Origin of the sequence: Thermobifida fusca NBRC 14071 = JCM 3263, assembly GCF_001592045.1 — a bacterium.
GTDB lineage: Bacteria > Actinomycetota > Actinomycetes > Streptosporangiales > Streptosporangiaceae > Thermobifida > Thermobifida fusca.
Window position 1 is genome coordinate 54,244 of record NZ_BCWB01000024.1, and the last position, 17,295, is coordinate 71,538.

At 68.3% G+C, this 17,295-nt stretch carries 12 protein-coding genes; 2 read left to right on the top strand and 10 right to left on the bottom strand.

The window, feature by feature from the left end:
* Positions 1-10: 10 nt before the first annotated feature.
* From TF1_RS05415 to metH, 4 genes are all read right to left on the bottom strand, one after another.
* Positions 11-1,036: an ABC transporter permease gene (locus tag TF1_RS05415; protein ID WP_011292246.1), complete on the bottom strand. Its 1,026-nt coding sequence runs from the start codon at positions 1,034-1,036 to the stop codon at positions 11-13.
* 437 nt (positions 1,037-1,473) lie between these two features.
* Positions 1,474-1,935: a hypothetical protein gene (locus tag TF1_RS05420; RefSeq protein ID WP_011292247.1), complete on the bottom strand. Its 462-nt coding sequence runs from the start codon at positions 1,933-1,935 to the stop codon at positions 1,474-1,476.
* Between the two features lie 112 nt (positions 1,936-2,047).
* The gene (locus TF1_RS05425; protein WP_016188844.1) at positions 2,048-2,716 is read right to left on the bottom strand and encodes an HAD family hydrolase; all 669 of its coding nucleotides are present in this window, start codon (positions 2,714-2,716) and stop codon (positions 2,048-2,050) included.
* A complete protein-coding gene (gene metH, locus TF1_RS05430) occupies positions 2,713-6,189 on the bottom strand; it encodes a methionine synthase (protein WP_082797693.1) in 3,477 nt (1,158 codons plus the stop codon). The genes TF1_RS05425 and metH overlap by 4 nt, the downstream gene beginning before the upstream one ends.
* Before the next feature lie 345 nt (positions 6,190-6,534).
* Here metH and TF1_RS05435 point away from each other — a divergent pair, with 345 nt between their 5' ends.
* Positions 6,535-7,380, top strand: coding sequence for a PAC2 family protein (locus tag TF1_RS05435; protein ID WP_011292250.1), 846 nt, complete (start codon positions 6,535-6,537; stop codon positions 7,378-7,380).
* 67 nt (positions 7,381-7,447) lie between these two features.
* Here TF1_RS05435 and TF1_RS05440 read toward each other — a convergent pair whose 3' ends face one another.
* From TF1_RS05440 to TF1_RS05465, 6 genes are all read right to left on the bottom strand, one after another.
* Positions 7,448-7,867, bottom strand: coding sequence for an ABATE domain-containing protein (locus tag TF1_RS05440; protein WP_011292251.1), 420 nt, complete (start codon positions 7,865-7,867; stop codon positions 7,448-7,450).
* Between the two features lie 90 nt (positions 7,868-7,957).
* Positions 7,958-10,663, bottom strand: coding sequence for a hypothetical protein (locus TF1_RS16460; RefSeq protein WP_255266144.1), 2,706 nt, complete (start codon positions 10,661-10,663; stop codon positions 7,958-7,960).
* A gap of 6 nt (positions 10,664-10,669) precedes the next feature.
* Entirely contained in the window at positions 10,670-12,430 is a 1,761-nt protein-coding gene (locus TF1_RS05450) for an HSP90 family protein (protein WP_255266145.1), read from the bottom strand.
* 189 nt (positions 12,431-12,619) lie between these two features.
* Positions 12,620-13,858: a cysteine--1-D-myo-inosityl 2-amino-2-deoxy-alpha-D-glucopyranoside ligase gene (gene mshC, locus TF1_RS05455; RefSeq protein ID WP_011292256.1), complete on the bottom strand. Its 1,239-nt coding sequence runs from the start codon at positions 13,856-13,858 to the stop codon at positions 12,620-12,622.
* 63 nt (positions 13,859-13,921) lie between these two features.
* Positions 13,922-14,116, bottom strand: coding sequence for a hypothetical protein (locus tag TF1_RS05460; protein WP_016188850.1), 195 nt, complete (start codon positions 14,114-14,116; stop codon positions 13,922-13,924).
* Positions 14,117-14,218: 102 nt separating this feature from the next.
* A complete protein-coding gene (locus TF1_RS05465; protein WP_061783705.1) occupies positions 14,219-15,040 on the bottom strand; it encodes an NRDE family protein in 822 nt (273 codons plus the stop codon).
* A gap of 135 nt (positions 15,041-15,175) precedes the next feature.
* Here TF1_RS05465 and TF1_RS05470 point away from each other — a divergent pair.
* A partial coding sequence (locus TF1_RS05470; protein WP_061783706.1) for an HAD-IC family P-type ATPase occupies positions 15,176-17,295 on the top strand: 2,120 nt, incomplete at its 3' end.

A 17,295-nucleotide genomic window follows, 5' to 3' on the forward strand; every position in this document is an offset into this window, starting at 1 on the left:
GGCGAACGCGTCAGTCTGTGGACCTGGGGTCGAAGGCATCACGGAGCCCGTCACCGAAGAGGTTGAACGCGAGGACCGTGATGAAGATCGCAAGTCCGGGGATGATCACGAAGTGGGGGGCGACCGCGTAGTAGTCGAGGGATTCGGAGAGCATGTGGCCCCAGGTGGGGGTGGGCGGGTTGACACCGACGCCGAGGAAGGACAGGGCCGCTTCGAAGAGGATGTTGGTGGGGATCAGCAGGGTCGCGTAGACGAGGATCGGCGCCACCAGGTTGGGCAGGATTTCGCGGAAGATGATGTGCCCGGTACCTGCGCCCATGGAGCGGGCTGCTTCCACGAATTCGCGTTCGCGCAGGCTGAGGGTCTGCCCTCGCACGATCCGGCCGATGTAGGGCCAGCTGAAGAAGCCGATGATGAACACGAGCACGGCGATGCGGAGGGCGTTGTCGCTGAGACCGAACGCTTCGTCGGGGATGACACCGGCCAGGGCGATCGCGAACAGCAGCAGCGGGAAGGCGAGGAAGATGTCCATGGCGCGGCTGATCACGGTGTCCACCCAGCCGCCGAGGTAGCCGGCGAGGATGCCGAGCACGGTGCCGATGGTGACGCACAGCAGGGTGGACAGGAAGGCGACGAGCAGGGAGATGCGCGCCCCGTAGACGATCCGGCTGAACAGGTCACGCCCGTTGACCGGTTCCACGCCGAGCAGGTGTTCTTTGCTCATGCCGCCGGTCGGGTCGATCCCGCTCCACGGGTCGTTGGGGTTTTTGAGGACGCCCTGGGTGGCCGGGTCGATGAGGTCTTGGTGGAACTGGTTGGGCGGATGTCCGAACCAGTGGGTGAGCAGCGGCGCGAAGATCGCGACCAGGATCAGCAGGAGAACGACGATGCCTCCGCCCAGAGCGACCCGGTCTTGGCGTAGCCTCCGCCAGGCGATCTGGGTGAGGGAGCGACTCGCGATGTCACGCCGCCCTTGGGCGATGGCCTCGGGTTCGGCGTGCTGCGCCGATTCAGGCGCGTCCAACGGCGCGGTCATGCACCTTCCCCCACTTCTCGCGCTTGTGGCCGTGGATCAGGCCGGGCTGTTGTCCCGGATGTCGCAGTGTCGTGTGCCTCTGGGCCCCTGTCCAGCGAGGCAGACGTCGACGTCACCAGAAGACCACTCATGGTGACCGTTCGACACAACAGTCCGAACAGTAGCGGGAATTCTGGTGCGTCTTACGACACACTTCGCCAAAAATACTCCCTGGTAATCAGCAAAACGTCCAAATCACCCCGGAGTACCAGAATCGTGATACGAGCACTACTCAACTGTCATTCATCTTTGATGTTACGTAAAGAATTGAAACAATAACGCAAAGTTGTATTGACGGCGGTGCGGCACTCGTACTCCCCCGCACCGGTCCGCGGACACACAACAGGGCCCCGCCCGTGCCGGGCGAGGCCCTCAACACTGTGAGCAGAAGGGGGAACCTACGTAATCCCCCGCTTGCGCAGCAGCTCCTCGATTTCAGCGAACTCGTCGTCCACCCCCGCACTGGACCGGGGGCCTTGCGAGCCCTTCCCCACCGCCGGGCTCGCCGGACGGCCTTGAGTGGACGCGGGCTGCTCTGCGGGTGCGGCCGGTCTGGAACGTCCCCGCAGCAGGCGGCCGATGGTCCACAACACCACCGCGACACCGGCCACCACCACGCCGGCCCACGCCAGCGGGTCGAACACGAGCCCACCGAAGAACCGCACCAACTGGCCGGCCAGCGACGCCAGCAGCCCCATCAACCCGATCAGCCCGAACGCCAGCGGCAGCAACGACCACGCCACAGCACGCAGCCCTGCTGAAGCACCCTTGCGGCGCCACACCACCCAGGAGATGATCAGCCCCACCACGGTGAGCGCGGCGCCTAGCAGCAGACCTTCAAACGGCATCTGTGTCGGCATGGTCCCTAGTCTCGCTCCGCGAACGCTGTCTCCACATCGGGTTTCTCCCCTAGTGGACGCCGCTTAAGCGGATTTTTCCCGACAACGCCAGGTTTTTGCTGACCGTTCAGCGTCACGAGTTGACCACTTGTCGTAGCCAGTCCACGCTGATCTCCGTCAGGGAAGAGACCACATACCGCCGCTCCGCCTCCTCGATCGGAGCCACATGCGGCACCGCGACCACGACACACCCTGCGGCTTGGGCCGCAGCCACGCCAGCGGGCGAATCCTCCACCGCCACACAGCGGCGCGGATCCACACCCAGCAGGCGTGCCGCCGTGAGATAAGGCTCCGGGTGCGGCTTGGCCTGGGACACTTCGTCCCCGGCCACCGTCGCCGCGAAATAGTGCTCCCCCAGACCGCGCAGTGCCGTGCCCAGCAGCGACCGGTACGTGGAAGTGACCAGCGCCATCGGCACCCCCAGGGCATCCAGTTCGCTGAGCAGCTCCTTAGCGCCCGGCTGCACGGGGGGACTGTCGGCCATCCGCCGCGCCACCGACGTGTACAGCATGGTGACGATCTCACTCTGCGGAACCGACGTCCCCGAGCGCTCAGCGATGTAGGAGGCCACCATCGCCGCGGAGCTCCCCAAGCAGCGCCGCTGGTCCTCGACCGTCCACGTGGTACAGCCGAGTTCGGCGGCGACCTCGGCCTCCGTGGCGATCCACAGCGGCTCGGTGTCGATCAGCGTGCCGTCCATATCGAACAGCACCGCCTGCGGAAGTTGCTGCTCAGCGGTCATACGTTGAAGTATTTCGCCTCGGGGTGATGGACAACGATCGCGTCAGTGGACTGTTCGGGAACAAGCTGGAACTCCTCGGACAACGTCACCCCAACCCGTTCCGGACGCAGCAGGGCCACGATCTTGGCGCGGTCCTCCAAGTTGGGGCAGGCCCCGTACCCCAGGGAGAAACGGGCGCCTCGATAGCCGAGCTTAAAGTAGGCGTCCAAATCGGCCGGGTCGGGATCCTCCCCGGCGAAGCCCAGCTCGGCGCGGACCCGGGTGTGCCAGTACTCCGCGAGTGCCTCCGTCAACTGCACGGACAGCCCGTGGAGCTCCAAGTAGTCCCGGTACGCGTTCTTCTCGAACAGCTCCGCGGTCGCCTTGCTGATCGTCGAACCGACGGTGACGACCTGGAACGCCACCGTGTCCAGTTCCCCGGACTCCTTGGGGCGGAAGAAGTCAGCCAGGCACAGGTGCCGGTCGCGGCGCTGCCGCGGGAACGTGAACCGGGTCAGCTCGTTTTCGTCCTCACCGAGGACGACCAGGTCGTTGCCTTCGCTGTAGCAGCGGTAGTAGCCGTAGACGACCGCCGGCTCCAGCCACCCCTCGGTCTGGATCCGGTCCAGCCACATGCGCAGCCGCGGCCGCCCCTCCGTCTCCACCAGCTCCTCGTAGGTGGGGCCGTCGCCGCGGGAGCCGCGCAGCCCCCACTGGCCCATGAACGTGGCGCGCTCATCCAGGAAAGCCGCGTAGTCGGCGAGCGGAATCCCCTTGCAGATGCGGTCCCCCCAGAACGGCGGGGTCGGCACCGGGTTGTCGGTGGCCACGTCGCTGCGCGTCGGCATCTTCTCCGGCTCGGTGACGGTAAGCTGTGCGCCCCGCTTCACCCGGCGGGTGCGCAGCGGCGGCAGCTTAGCCCCCTTCACCCCGCGTTTGACCGCCATGATGGCGTCCATGAGCTTCAAGCCTTCAAAAGCGTCGCGGGCATAGCGCACCTCGCCTTTGAAAATCTCGGCGAGGTCCTGTTCCACATAGGAGCGGGTCAACGCGGCACCGCCCAGCAGGACCGGGTAGCGGTCAGCGACCCCGCGGGCGTTCATCTCCTCCAGGTTCTCCCGCATCACCACCGTGGACTTCACCAGCAGGCCGGACATGCCGATCACGTCGGCGCGGTGCCGCTCGGCCGCCTCCAGAATCGCGGAGATGGGCTGCTTGATCCCCAGGTTGATGACCTCGTAGCCGTTGTTGGACAGGATGATGTCCACAAGGTTCTTGCCGATGTCGTGGACGTCGCCCTTGACCGTGGCCAGCACGATCCGCCCCTTGCCGAGGTCGCCGTCCACCTTCTCCATGTGCGGCTCCAGATAGGCCACGGCGGCCTTCATCACCTCGGCCGACTTCAGCACGAACGGGAGCTGCATCTGCCCGGAGCCGAACAGGTCGCCGACGGTCTTCATCCCCGCCAGCAGCGTGGTGTTGATGATGTCCAGCGCGGACCGCTGGGTGAGCGCTTCGTCCAGGTCCGCTTCCATGCCGGCGGCTTCCCCGTCGACGATACGGCGCTCCAGGCGCTCCCACAGCGGCAGCGCGGCCAGCTCTTCCTCGCGCGAGGCGCGCATCGCCTGCGCGTCCACTCCTTCGAAAAGCTGCAGGAAGCGTTGCAGCGGGTCGTAGTCATCGGTGCGGCGGTCGTAGATCATGTCCAACGCCACCTGCCGCTGCTCCTCGGGGATGCGGTTGATCGGCAGGATCTTGGAGGCGTGCACGATCGCGGAGTCCAAGCCGGCCTGGACGCACTCGTGGAGGAACACCGAGTTGAGCACAATGCGGGCAGCCGGGTTGAGCCCGAAGGAGACGTTGGACACGCCCAGCGTGGTCTGCACGTCCGGGTGGCGCCGCTTCAGTTCACGGATCGCCTCGATGGTTTCCAGAGCGTCGCGCCGCGACTCCTCCTGTCCGGTTGCGATCGTGAAGGTCAGGCAGTCCACGATGATGTCGTGCTTGCGGATGCCGTACTCGGTGGTGAGCTGCCGGATGAGCCGCTCGGCGACCTCCACTTTCCGTTCCGCGGTCCGCGCCTGCCCCTGCTCGTCGATGGTCAGCGCCATGAGGGCCGCCCCGTGCTCCACCGCCAGCGCGGCGACCTTGGCGAACCGGGAGTCAGGGCCGTCGCCGTCCTCGTAGTTGACCGAGTTGAGCACGGCGCGCCCGCCCAGCATCTCCAGTCCAGCTTCCAGTACCGCTACTTCGGTGGAGTCCAGTACGAGCGGCAGCGTGGAGGCGGTGGCCAGCCGGGAAGCCAGCTCCCGCATATCGCGCACCCCGTCGCGTCCCACATAGTCGACGCACAGGTCGAGCATGTGCGCGCCGTCGCGGATCTGCTGGCGGGCGATCTCCACACAGTCGTCGTAGCGTTCCGCGAGCATGGCTTCGCGGAACGCCTTGGAGCCGTTGGCGTTGGTGCGTTCCCCGATCGCCAGGTAGCTGGTGTCCTGGCGGAACGGGACGCTCTGGTAGATAGAGGCGGCGGCGGGTTCGACGTGCGGTTTGCGGTCCGGCACGCCGCGTCCCTGCACCCGCTCCACCACTTGGGCGAGGTGCTCAGGGGTGGTGCCGCAGCAGCCGCCCACCAGGGCCAGGCCAAACTCGCGGATGAACGTGTCGTGTGCTTCGGTGAGCTCATGCGGCTGCAGCGGGTAGACGGCCCCGTCCGCCCCCAGCTCAGGCAGGCCCGCGTTCGGCATGCAGGAGAGGGGGATGCGGGAGTGGTGGGAGAGGTAGCGCAGGTGCTCGCTCATCTCTGCTGGACCGGTAGCGCAGTTGAGGCCGATCATGTCGACCCCTAGCGGTTCCAGCGAGGTCAGTGCCGCACCGATCTCGGAGCCCACCAGCATGGTCCCCGTGGTTTCAATCGTCACCTGGACGATGATCGGCGTGTCGGTACCCGCGGCCTTGCGGGCCCGCCGTGCCCCCACGATCGCGGCTTTCGCCTGCAGCAAGTCCTGGCAGGTTTCGATCACGATCGCGTCGACACCGCCGTCAATGAGCCCGCGTGCGCACTGTTCGTAGTGGTCGCGCAGCACAGCGTACGGGGCGTGGCCAAGGGTGGGCAGCTTCGTCCCGGGCCCCATAGAGCCGAGGACGTAGCGGACGTGATCGGCAGTGGTGTACGCGTCGGCGGCTTCGCGGGCCAGGCGGGCACCGGCTTCAGCCAGTTCGTAGGTGCGTTCCGCGATGCCGTATTCGCCGAGGTTTCCGAAGTTCGCGCCGAACGTGTTGGTTTCGACACAGTCGACGCCGGCCTGCAGGTAGGCCTCGTGGATCTCCCGGACCACGTCGGGCCGGGTGATGTTGAGGACCTCGTTACACCCCTCGTGTCCCTCGAAGTCGTCCATGCTCAGGTCGTATGTCTGAAGCATCGTTCCCATCGCCCCGTCGGCGACGAGGACGCGGGAACCGAGGACTTCACGGAAGGAGAGTCGAGCGCTCATAGACCGACCTTTGGCTTCGCTGTTGACGGACGTACGGCCCGCTGAGCGGGCCGCGAGGACGGTTGGGGCAGCCCCGTGGGACGCTACTGCCTACGCCACCCCCCGGGTGCTTTGACGATAGCGCACCGTGGTTGTGCCTTTTCGTCGGACAATTACGGACCGCGGAACTCAGGGTGTGGCACGCTCCACAACGTCGACAAACCTGGAATCCTGGGCAGCGATTCGGCGTTTTGTTCGGTTTCGCCTCTACGGCGCAGTCCTGTTTGAACATATGGTGGACACAACAGCGGTGCGGATCGATAGTGATCCGGTACCCATGACCCCGATGATTGAAGGAGGCGGCCTGTGCCTGAGCTCGACAGCGTCTCGGAGCTGGTCGAGCCCGTGATGGTGGCCGCGTTCGAGGGCTGGAATGACGCCGGTGAGGCGGCCAGCGCCGTGATCGACCACCTGACCGATGTCTGGGGGGCTACCGAGCTGGTCTCCCTGGACTCTGAGGAGTACTACGACTTCCAGGTCACCCGGCCTCAGGTCACCGCAGTCAACGGTGCCCACCAGGGAATCCACTGGCCCGGGGTGAAAGTGCTGCTGACCCGTTCTCCCGAAGGGCGAGACGTGGTCCTGGTGCGAGGTGACGAGCCCAGCATGCGTTGGCGTGGGTTTGCCAGCGACCTGTTGTCGATCGCCCGGGAGTTGGGTGTGCGACGCGTGGTCCTCTTGGGCGCGCTGCTCGCCGACGTACCGCACACGCGACCCGTACCGGTCACGGGCATGTTCTCCCACCCCGAACTAGCCACCTCAGCGAGTCTGGAGCCGGCCACCTACGAGGGACCAACCGGAATTGTCGGCGTGCTGCACGACATTTTCAGCGCTGCCGGTCTGGAAACGATCTCCCTGTGGGCGGCGGTCCCCCACTATGTGTCCCAGCCGCCCAGCCCTAAGGCGACGCTGGCGTTGGTCCGCCGGGTGGAGGACACCTTGGATTTGACGGTCCGGCTGGGGGAACTGCCGGAGAACGCCCGGGCCTGGGAGCGCGGAGTGGACGAGCTCGCCGCCCAGGACACCGATATCGCGGACTATGTGCGCAGCCTCGAGGAGGCCAAAGACGCGGCGGAACTCCCCGAAGCCTCCGGGGAGGCTATTGCCCGTGAATTCGAACGTTACTTGCGGCGACGGCGCGGCGGATCCTAGCCGCTGCGGTACAGCTGCCGGTGGCCCGTCCCGGCCGGGGCGGGCCACCGGCGTGTCTGTGTGCGGTTCAGTCCACGCTGATCCGTCGCCATTCTCCGGTGGCGAGGACCGCGGCCCAGGCACCGGCGATCCGGGCCAGGCCCCGGCGGACCTCGTCGACCACGGCGGGGGCCAGCGGAGACAGCGCTGCCTCGCCGGGGTTGATCCGTACCGTGACCCGCAAGCCGTCCAATACCCGCTGGGCGCGGGCGATCGCTTCGGCGTCGGCGCTCTCCCCTGCCGCTGCCCGCAGTTGGGCGCGCAGCCCGTCGCGCAGGGCGAGCGCTTCGTCGAAGTCGGCAAGGGTGATCGGAATGGCGCTCTCCGGGATCAGCCGGTGGTCACGCAGGAACCGGGCGAGATCTGCCCGGCCGGCCAAAGAGTCACCGGTGGTGACGAAGTCGCGGATGAGCGTGGCCGCGGCGCTCAGAGTCTCGGGGGTTGCCATTGCTCCATCACATCACGGATTGACACCAAGCGTTGACGTTTCCGCTGACTTCACCCTTTTGTGGACGGACCGTTTTCCCGCCCCCGCACCCTACCGCGCGTCTTCTGCTTCGTCGGCGGCTTCCCGCATTCTCGCCAGGAATTTCAGGTATTCGGCTGCCCTCTGTTCGTCGACTTCGCGAAACAGGGCGTACGCCTTTTCGGCTTCGGCCACCGCTGCGGTGAGCAAGCCCTCAGCCGCCATGATGCGGGCCTTACTGTGGTGCAGTAAGCCACGCTGGTTTTTCAGGTGCTCGGCAGGGATGCGCAGTTCGGGGTGGGCCTCCGCCCGTTTCAGCCACTGCTCGGCCTGCTGGTGGGCGGTGTGCGCGTCCGCAACCCGGTGGGCGAGGAGCAGCGCGACCGCCCGGCAGTAGTGCTGCTCGTAGACCTGGTACGGCTCGTCGAGTTCCTCCCACAGCACGGCGGTGGCGGCGTGGCGTTCGGCTGCCTCCGCGTGGCGGCCCATCCGGCTCAGCACGCGGGCAGCTTCCACGTGGAGGACCGCGGTCTGCGCCGGGTCGTCCTCCATAGCGATGATCTCGTCCCAGCGGGCCAGGGCGTCCTCCAGTTCCCCGAGTTCACCAAGGGAGCGGGCGAGGATTTCCCGCACTGCTTTGCGGTCGACGGAAACGAGATGCTGTTCTGCTGCCAGGATCTCCTCAGCGGCTTCCGCAGCCTCGAAGTAGCGTTCGATGGCGTGGTAGGCGCGGGCCAGCAGCACCTTGGCGTGCGCGGCCATCGGAGCGATCCCGAGCGCGGTGGCCTGGGCGACTGCTTCCGCCAAGACAACCGCGGCCTGCTCGTACTCCTGGTCTTCGCACAGCCACTGGCCGCGGGTGAGCAGCACACTGGTCTCCGCTCCGGGAGGAAGGTCGGGGATCAGGTGGGCTTCGGCTTCCTCTAGCGCCTGCCAGGCAGCGTCCCACGCGTCCTGGCCGCTCGCGCGCAGCAACTGGGCGTGGCGGCATGCGGCCTCGACGACCAGGCGCGGGCTTCCGCTGTCCCGGGCTTCTCTCCTGGCCTGGGCGAGCAGGGCCTCCTGTTCGGGGAACGGGGCGTGTGTTGCGGCACTGATGGTGGCGAGGAGCAGCAGCACCTGGGCCCGCGCGGTCGCGTCAGCGTCGGGGTAGCCGCTCTCTTCCAGCAGCTTTCGGGCGTGGGCAAGCTCACCGCGGAACATCAGGTGCGCGGCGAGCCGGATGCGGGCGCCCACCCGCTGGGTGGGGGTGCCGTGCTCGTCCAGGTAGGCGACCGCCTGCTGCAGGAGGGCCAGCCCTTCAGTCCTGTTCCCGTCCTCGGCCAGGGACTGGCCGAGCAGGCTGAGGACCCGGTGCCGGTCGGCGTCGAGCTGTGCGGCAGCGTAGTGGTCGGCAGCGGCCCGGTAGTGCTCGACGGCTGCTGCGTGGTCCCCGTCCATGTCGTGGAACCATCCTTCGGCTTCCGCGCGTCGGCCCCGGGCCCAGGACGGCAGTTCGACGCCGACGGTGAGCTCGTCGAAACGGCGCCAGGCAGCCCGGGCCTGTTCCTTGCGCCAGGTGCGGCGCCACTGCTCAGCCTGGTCGAGGAGGTCCTGCCAGGTGTCGGCGAGCGGTTCAGGCAGCGGCTCCGGTGAGGCTGCGGCGGGGCGGGGGCGTGGTGCGTACTCGGTCAGCAGGAGTTCCGCCACGACCGGTTCGGCGGCAAGGCGGTCGCGGATCCTCGTGCTCTGCGCGGTGGTGCCGTTGCGCGCGTCGAACCGGGCGGCGAGCGCCAAGGCGTGGTCCCGCATCTGGTCGCGCAGTTCGGTGACGCGGAGCTCCGCGGCGGGGCGGTCCTGGTGCGCGGGACGGCGCACGGTGAGGTCGCCGTGCCCGCATGCGGCGAGCCGGTCCAGCAGTAGCGCGGCAGAGGCCGCGAACTCCATGGCGTCCATCGGGCTGGGGGGTGCGTCCAACGCGCCCAGGTGCCGTTCCAGGAGTTCCAGGCCCCGCGCGTGGTTCCCGGTTACGGCGCAGAAGAACAGGTGGGTGCCGAGGGAGAAGAGGTAGCGCGTCTCATAGCGTCGGTGCACCCGGTAGGTGCGGCGATGGGCGTCGACTGCCGCCTCGTAGCGGCCGGTGCGCAGGTAGGGCTCGATGAGGGCACTCAGGATGCCTTGCGGCTGTTCGACACAGGTGAGTTCCCCGGAGAGTACCGGTTCGGCGATGGCGATCGCCTCCGCGTGGGCTCCCCGCCACGCCAGATGGAAGGCCATAGCCGTGGGGACGCAGCCCGCACAGTCGGAGCTTTCGTCCTGGGGGGCGGTGCGCCACCGTTCGAACTCGGCGTCCGCGGTCGCCACGTCGCCGATGTGGCGGGCCACCTGGCAGCGCAGGCCGTGGACGGGGTGCAGGCTGTAGCCGCTTTCCCGGTAGCGGCGCTCCATATCGTCGAGCAGCGCATAGGTGCGGTCGAGCGGGATCTCCGGAAAATCGGTCAGTGCGGCGATGATCCACTTGAACTGCCACAGCAGCCGGTGGTGCGCTTCGGGGCCGTAGCGGGCGGGGTCCGCGTCGAAGGCGGTGAGGCAGCGGGTGAAGGTTGTCATCGCCCGCGCCGGCTCGCCCCCGTACTTGTACGCCTCGGTGAGGGACATCCGCAGGTGGAACACGTCTTCTTCGGTGGCGCCGCCGCGGATGGCCAGATCCAGGGCTTTCTCCAGGCCGGTGGTGCGGGCCCTGCCGTAGGGCAGGGCTAGTGACTGCTGGGTGAGGGTGCGCCAGTTCAGCTCGGTCACTGCTCTCTACTCCTCGGATTCTGTGGGGGCAGCCCAGTCCAGCAATCCGAGGAACGACCGGTTGAGGACTGCGCTGTCGGCCGGGCGCAGCGGGTGGCGGCCCTGCAACAGGGCTTGGCCGTAGAGGGCCTGGACTGCCACGGTGATCAGGTCGGGGTCGGTGAGGGTGGTGATCCGCCGGGTCAGGGGGTTGGCATGGTTGAGCACGAGACGGTTCTGGTCGGCGGCGAGGGCGGGTTCGAGGGCGCCGAGCACGTCGGCCCAGAGCGGGTCGGCCTCGGCCCGGGATTCGGCGAGTTCTCTGCGGTGTTCCGCGGCCCGGCTGGTCAGGTACAGCGCGGGCAGGGAAGCGGGGGCGTAGCTGCGGAGCAGTACCGTGCAGCCGAGGGAGTCGAGGGCGCGTTCCGCGACGTGGAGGAAGTCGCGGAGCCGCAATTCGGTTTCTGACGGCAGCCTGCCGAAGCGGGTGGTGAGCTCGCCGGGGTCCAGTGGGCGGAGCAGAGCGGCGCCCTGCCGGTCGCTGAGGCGGGAGATGATCTCGGTGTCGTAGACGTAGCCCGCGTTGACGAGACCCACGCCTTGGGCGGCGGCGACCGCGGACAGGCTGCGGAACTCGTCGATGTCGGACGTGTAACGGACTTCGGAGTGGCGTCGGGTGAACTCTGCCAGGGGCATCGTTCCGGAACTGGTTTCGAAGTCCAGCCAGCGGTACACCAGGTCCAGCATGGTGTCGTCGTGCGCGGCCAGCGCTTTCACACCGACGTGGTGGAGCTGCAGGAAGCGGCGGAGCTCTTCCGGTCTGCTGTGGGCGAGGGTGAGCAGCCAGTCGCGGATCTGCTCCCCTAGTGTGTCGCAGACCTGCCCGAGCAGGTCGTCGTCGTAGAGGGCTTCGCGGTTGGCGGTGGGACGCAGTTCTTCGGCGTCGACGACGCAGCGCACAAAAAACGCCCACTCGGGCAGCAGGTCGGTGACGTTGTCGGCGAGCAGCATGCGTTTGAGGTAGACCCGGTGGGCGGCGCGCACCGTGGGGTTGGCCGCGTGCGGGAGCACGAACGCTACTCCCCGCAACCCGGCCGCGGCCGCTTCCAGGTCGATCACGTCCAGCGGTGCAAAACCGAACACTGCCTGGCAGTAGTCGGCGAGCGCGGCGCGGCGGCGCACCGGGGTCGGGTAGGTCCGGCGCCACGGCGGTTCCCCTTCCGTGACAAGGGTGTCCCCGACTCGGAGTTCCACGGGGAGGAATGCGCCGTAGTGGCGGGCGAGGTTCGCGACAGTGGAGGCGGCGAACCATTCCTCAGCGTCGCGGCGGGGCCGCAGGATGACGGTGGTGCCGACTTCGTTGCGTTCTTCTTCGGCTTCCTCGACCAGGTAGCGTCCGTCGGAGTAGCCGACCCAGCGGATCGTGGGGCCGCCGTGCATGGAGCGGGTCAGCACTTCGATCTCGTCGGCGACGAGGAATCCGGAGAGCAGCCCGATTCCGAACTGGCCGAGGAATTCGTGGCGGGCGTAGCCGAGCTCGTCGCGTTTGCTGGACCGGCCGATAGTGGCGAGGAGTTCGTGGATCTGCGGTTCGGTCAGGCCCACCCCGGTGTCGTGGACCCGCAGGCTGCCTTCACCGGTGTGTTCGGGGGTCTCGATGTGGATCCGGGCGGGGGCGTCCGGCTCTTCGGCGCGCCGCGCGGTCACGGCGTCGACACCGTTCTGCAGCAGTTCGCGCAGGTAGACGCGGGGACTGGAGTATAGGTGTCGACTGAGGAGATCGACCACCCCCGCAGGTCTACTTGGAACGCGCGTTCGGTCACGGTCCGCCCTTTCCAGCCGCTGGGGCGTTGTTCTCTCGTACAAAGACGAGCGAACTATAACGGTGCGCAACGACGTTTCGCGCTGTGCTTTCGGTTTCCTGCGGCTGGTGCGGGCGCCAACGGTGGGCCGGGACACTGTCCCGGCCCACCGGACTCAGCGGTCGAGGGCCACTCCGAGCAGGGTGTCGACGGTGGTGCGCATGAGCGCGGGCGCGTCCGGATCGTCTCCGCTGCCGCTCAGGGCTGCGTCCGCCCACTCGTCGACCGCGGCCAGCGCGGTGGCCGTGTCCAAGTCGTCGGCGAGGGCGCTGCGCACCCGGGCCAGGAGCGGCCGGGCGTCGGGGGCGTTCTCCACTGCGGCGGCGGCCCGCCAGCGCTCCAGCCGCTGCTCAGCGGTGCGCAAGTCGGCGTCGGTCCACTCCCAGGCCGTGCGGTAGTGGTGGGCCAGCAGGGCCAGGCGGATCGCCATCGGGTCAGTGCCCGCCTTGCGGAGCTGGGAGACGAACACCAGGTTGCCCCGCGACTTGGACATCTTCTCGCCGTCCAGGCCGACCATGGCCACGTGGAGGTAGTGGCGGGCCTGGGGGCGGCTGCCCGTGGCACAGCAGGCTTCGGCGGCTCCCATCTCGTGGTGCGGGAAGATCAGGTCGTCGCCGCCGCCGTTGAGGTCGAAGCCCATGCCGAGTTCGTGCACGGAGATCGCGCTGCACTCCACGTGCCAGCCGGGACGTCCGCGGCCCAGCGGAGTGTCCCAGGCGGGTTCGCCGGGGCGTTCCGCCCGCCACAGCAGCCAGTCCAGCGGGTCTTTCTTGCCCGCGCGACCCGGGTCGCCGCCGCGTTCGGCGAAGAGCTCCAGCATGGCGGTGCGGTCCAGCTGGGAGAGGCTACCGAAGCCGGGGGCGTCGGCAGCGGAGAAGTAGATGTCGCCGTCGACTTCATAGGTGACCCCTTGCGCGCGGAGGCGGGCCACGAAGTCGGCGATGAGGTCCATCGACTCGACGACTCCGAGGAAGGCGCGGGGCGGCAGGATACGCAGCGCCGCCATGTCCTCACGGAAGACTTGGATCTCCCGCGCGGCGAGCTCTTGCCAATCCTGTCCAGTGGCTGCGGCCCGCTCCAGCAGCGGGTCGTCGATGTCGGTGATGTTCTGCACGTAGTCGACCGTGTGTCCGGCATCCCGCCACACCCGGTTGACCAGGTCGAAGGTGAGGTAGGTGAAGGCGTGGCCTAGATGGGCGGCGTCGTAGGGGGTGATCCCGCAGACGTACATCCGCGCGGTGGCCCCCGGGGTGATGGTGCGGCGGGAGCCGGTGACGGTGTCGTGGACACTGAGCGGCCCGCCGTGGTCCGGCAGGGCGACGACTGTGGGCGCAGGCCAGGAACGCATGACCATGAGGTTATCTGCCGCCCCTAGCGGCCCGGTAGGCGGGACGGCTGCTTTCCCCGGTCTGCTTCCTCACGGCCTGGGCGGTCCGACAGCATCCTCCCGACGTGCGGACTGGGTGATGAACCGCATGCTCAGCGCGACCCCGATCAGGCACAGTCCTGCCAGTACCGGGTTGCCGTGTGCCCAGTGCCACAGCACCGCCCCTAGCGCCACCACGTACAGCAGCCAGTAGGCGGCGTTCTCCCATACCCACGGTTTGTCCACGGTGCACCTCACCTTCTCGGCCGCGGACGGCTCCGGCTGCCGTATTTCCGGTCAGGTCACTGTTACGGACGTATGCGACCGGAGTGAGGTTTACCGGTCGGCTTAGCGGATGAGCGACCAAGCTGCGGGATCGCCGGGGGTGTCGGTGAAGGCGTAGCGCAGCACGGTGGGGGTGAGGGCCAGCAGGGTGACCGAATTGGTGGCCCACACGCGGCCGTCCGGCAGTTCGAGCCGGGCGACCAGGGAGGTTCTGTCGTCCCCTCCCCCGCTTGCGGAGTGGGCGGTATCCGCAGCGGCTTCGTCCAGCAGGCGCACCCAGTCCCCCCAGATCTCGCGGATGTCCGACGAGGTGCGCAGCACGTCCTCGGACGGGGCAGGCCGGGTTGCAGCGAACCGTGGACCGTGCTGGGCGGCGCGCGGCGCGGTGGCGTCCAGCCCGGTGTTGACGACGACGGTCACGCCGGGCGCGAGTTTCTCCTCGGTCAGGTCGGAGCCGTCCCAGCTCACCAGGGCGGCTTGCTCGGGATCGGCGATGACGAGGTGGAACGGGTCGAAGGCCCGCAGCTCGTCCCGGCCCAGGCCCAGGGTGCCCGTGGCGGCGGCCCGCAGCGGAAGCTCGCCCCGGCTGCGGCGGGTCACTCCCGGAGGCACGGTGGAGTCGAACACGGGCCGCCGTCCCGTAGCGGTGAGTTTCTCCACCCGCCCGTTGAGTATTGCGGCCACGCGCGGCGTTGCCGACTCAGGGGGTGCAACCGCCAGCCAGGTGCCGCCGGCCTGGGCGTCGCGACCACCGATGAGGTGCGGCCACTGCGGCCAGTGCTGTCCTGGCCGGTCAAACGGGCGGTCCACCATTTCGTCGCGGAGGGCGGCCAGCACAATCGGGACGGGAGCGGTGGGATCGAATCCCACAATGGCGGTACACATTGGGACTGCTCCTCAGTGTCACCGGGCAACGGGAGCGAACGCGCACCGTCAGCGTCTCCCGTAGGCTCTGGCTGCGCGCCGCGGCTCCGATTGTCGCAGCACGCTTTCTTCCAGTATGGGACGGGATGGTGGTCGATGGTCCAGCAGGACGGGCAGGCGGCGCTGCCGGAGGCTTCTGACGTCGGATTGACCTCTGCGCAGGCCGCGCAGCGGCTGGCTGCCGGACTAGGCAACGATGTTCCGGTGCGGGCCAGCCGCACCGTCGGGCAGATCATCCGGGCCAACGTCTTCACGCGGATCAACGCGATGGTGGCGGTGCTGTTCGGAGTGATCGCGGTCATCGGGCCGGTCCAAGACGGGCTGTTTGCCCTCGTCATCGTGATCAACACCCTGGTCGGCATCGTCCAGGAGCTGCGCGCGAAAAAGACCCTGGACTCGTTGGCGATCATCAATGCGGCCCGGCCGCGGGTGGTCCGCGACGGGGTAGCGGTGGAGGTGCGCCCCCAGGAGGTGGTGCTCGACGATGTGATCGAGCTGGGGTCCGGGGACCAGGCCGTGGTGGACGGGGTTGTGGTGTCCGCCTCCGGTCTGGAAGTGGACGAGTCGCTGCTGACCGGGGAAGCGGACCCGGTCCTCAAACAGCCCGGCGACCCGATCCTGTCAGGCAGTTTCGTTGTGGCGGGCAGCGGCCGGTTCCGGGCCACTCGGGTGGGCCGTGACGCATACGCGGCCCGGATCACGGAGGAGGCGTCCCGGTTCTCCCTGGTCCGTTCGGAGCTCCGCTCCGGGGTGGACCGGATCCTGCGGTTCATCACCTGGCTGCTGTTCCCTATCGGCGGTCTGCTGCTGTACAGCCAGTTGTTCTTGGATGCGCACGTCACCGCGGAAGTCTCGGCGGGCGGCACTATTTCCGGGCCGTTCGCGGATGCGTTGCGCGGCACGGTGGCCGCGCTGGTGTCGATGGTCCCGGAAGGGCTGGTGCTGCTGATCAGCATCGCTTTCGCGGTGGGGGTGATCCGGCTGGGACGGCGGCGCTGCCTGGTGCAGGAGCTGCCCGCGATCGAAGGGCTGGCCCGGGTGGACGTCGTCTGCACCGACAAGACCGGCACGCTCACCGAGGCGGGGATGCGGCTGGCGGAAGTACGGCCGTTGGACGCTGCCGCGGACGCGGACGCGTTGACCGAGGTGCTCGCCGCGCTTGCCGCGGCCGACCCGCACCCCAATCCGAGCATGGCCGCGATCCGCGACTCCTGCGGCACGCCCCCGGACTGGCCGGTGGCCGCGGTACGGCCGTTCTCCTCGGCACGCCGGTGGAGCGGGGCGAGTTTCACGACGCCGCAAGGGAAGCAGCATTGGGTGCTGGGTGCGCCTGAAGTGCTGGCGGACGCCGACTCGCCAGCGGTGGCGGCCGCTGCCCGGACGGCGGCGCAGGGCCTGCGAGTGCTGCTGCTGGGACGGGCCGACGCAGCCGTAGACGGCCCTCACCAGGTGACCCCGATGGCCCTGGTCGTGCTCGAGCAGCGGGTGCGGCCCGACTCGGCGCCGACCCTCGACTACTTCGCCCGCCAGGATGTGGCGGTCAAAGTGGTCTCCGGGGACAACGCGGCCTCCGTGGCCGCGGTCGCCCACACTCTGGGGTTGCCCGGCGCAGACCAGCCGGTGGACGCCCGCGACCTCGCCCCGCAGGACGCAGATTTCGCGGAGAAGGTGGAGAAAGCGACCGTGTTCGGCCGGGTGTCCCCGGAGCAGAAGCGGTCCATGGTGGCGGCGCTCCAGCAGCATGGCCACACCGTGGCCATGACCGGGGACGGGGTCAACGACGTGCTCGCGCTCAAAGAAGCCGACATCGGGGTGGCCATGGGGTCGGGGAGTCCCGCGGCTCGGTCGGTCGCGCAGATCGTGCTGCTGGACGACCGGTTTGCGACCCTGCCGCACGTGGTCGCGGAAGGGCGGCGGGTGATCGGGAACATTGAACGGGTCGCCAACCTGTTCCTCACCAAAACCGTGTATTCGATGACGATGGCGACCGTGGTGAGCCTGCTGGCGGTCGCCTACCCGTTCTTCCCCCGCCACGCCACGCTCATCAACGCCGTCACGTTCGGAATCCCCTCGTTCTTCCTCGCGCTGGCGCCCACCACGGAGCGGGCCCGGCCGGGGTTTGTGGCGCGAACGCTGCGGCTGGCCGTGCCCGCAGGGCTCGTCAGTGGACTCGCCGCGATGACCACCTACTTCCTGGTGTTGGACGGGGCGGACAC

Bases quoted from the DNA above. Each gene is read 5' to 3' on its own strand.
- TF1_RS05415 (WP_011292246.1), bottom strand. From the start codon at position 1,036: ATGACCGCGCCGTTGGACGCGCCTGAATCGGCGCAGCACGCCGAACCC.
- TF1_RS05420 (WP_011292247.1), bottom strand. From the start codon at position 1,935: ATGCCGACACAGATGCCGTTTGAAGGTCTGCTGCTAGGCGCCGCGCTC.
- TF1_RS05425 (WP_016188844.1), bottom strand. From the start codon at position 2,716: ATGACCGCTGAGCAGCAACTTCCGCAGGCGGTGCTGTTCGATATGGAC.
- metH (WP_082797693.1), bottom strand. From the start codon at position 6,189: ATGAGCGCTCGACTCTCCTTCCGTGAAGTCCTCGGTTCCCGCGTCCTC.
- TF1_RS05440 (WP_011292251.1), bottom strand. From the start codon at position 7,867: ATGGCAACCCCCGAGACTCTGAGCGCCGCGGCCACGCTCATCCGCGAC.
- mshC (WP_011292256.1), bottom strand. From the start codon at position 13,858: ATGGTCATGCGTTCCTGGCCTGCGCCCACAGTCGTCGCCCTGCCGGAC.
- TF1_RS05465 (WP_061783705.1), bottom strand. From the start codon at position 15,040: ATGTGTACCGCCATTGTGGGATTCGATCCCACCGCTCCCGTCCCGATT.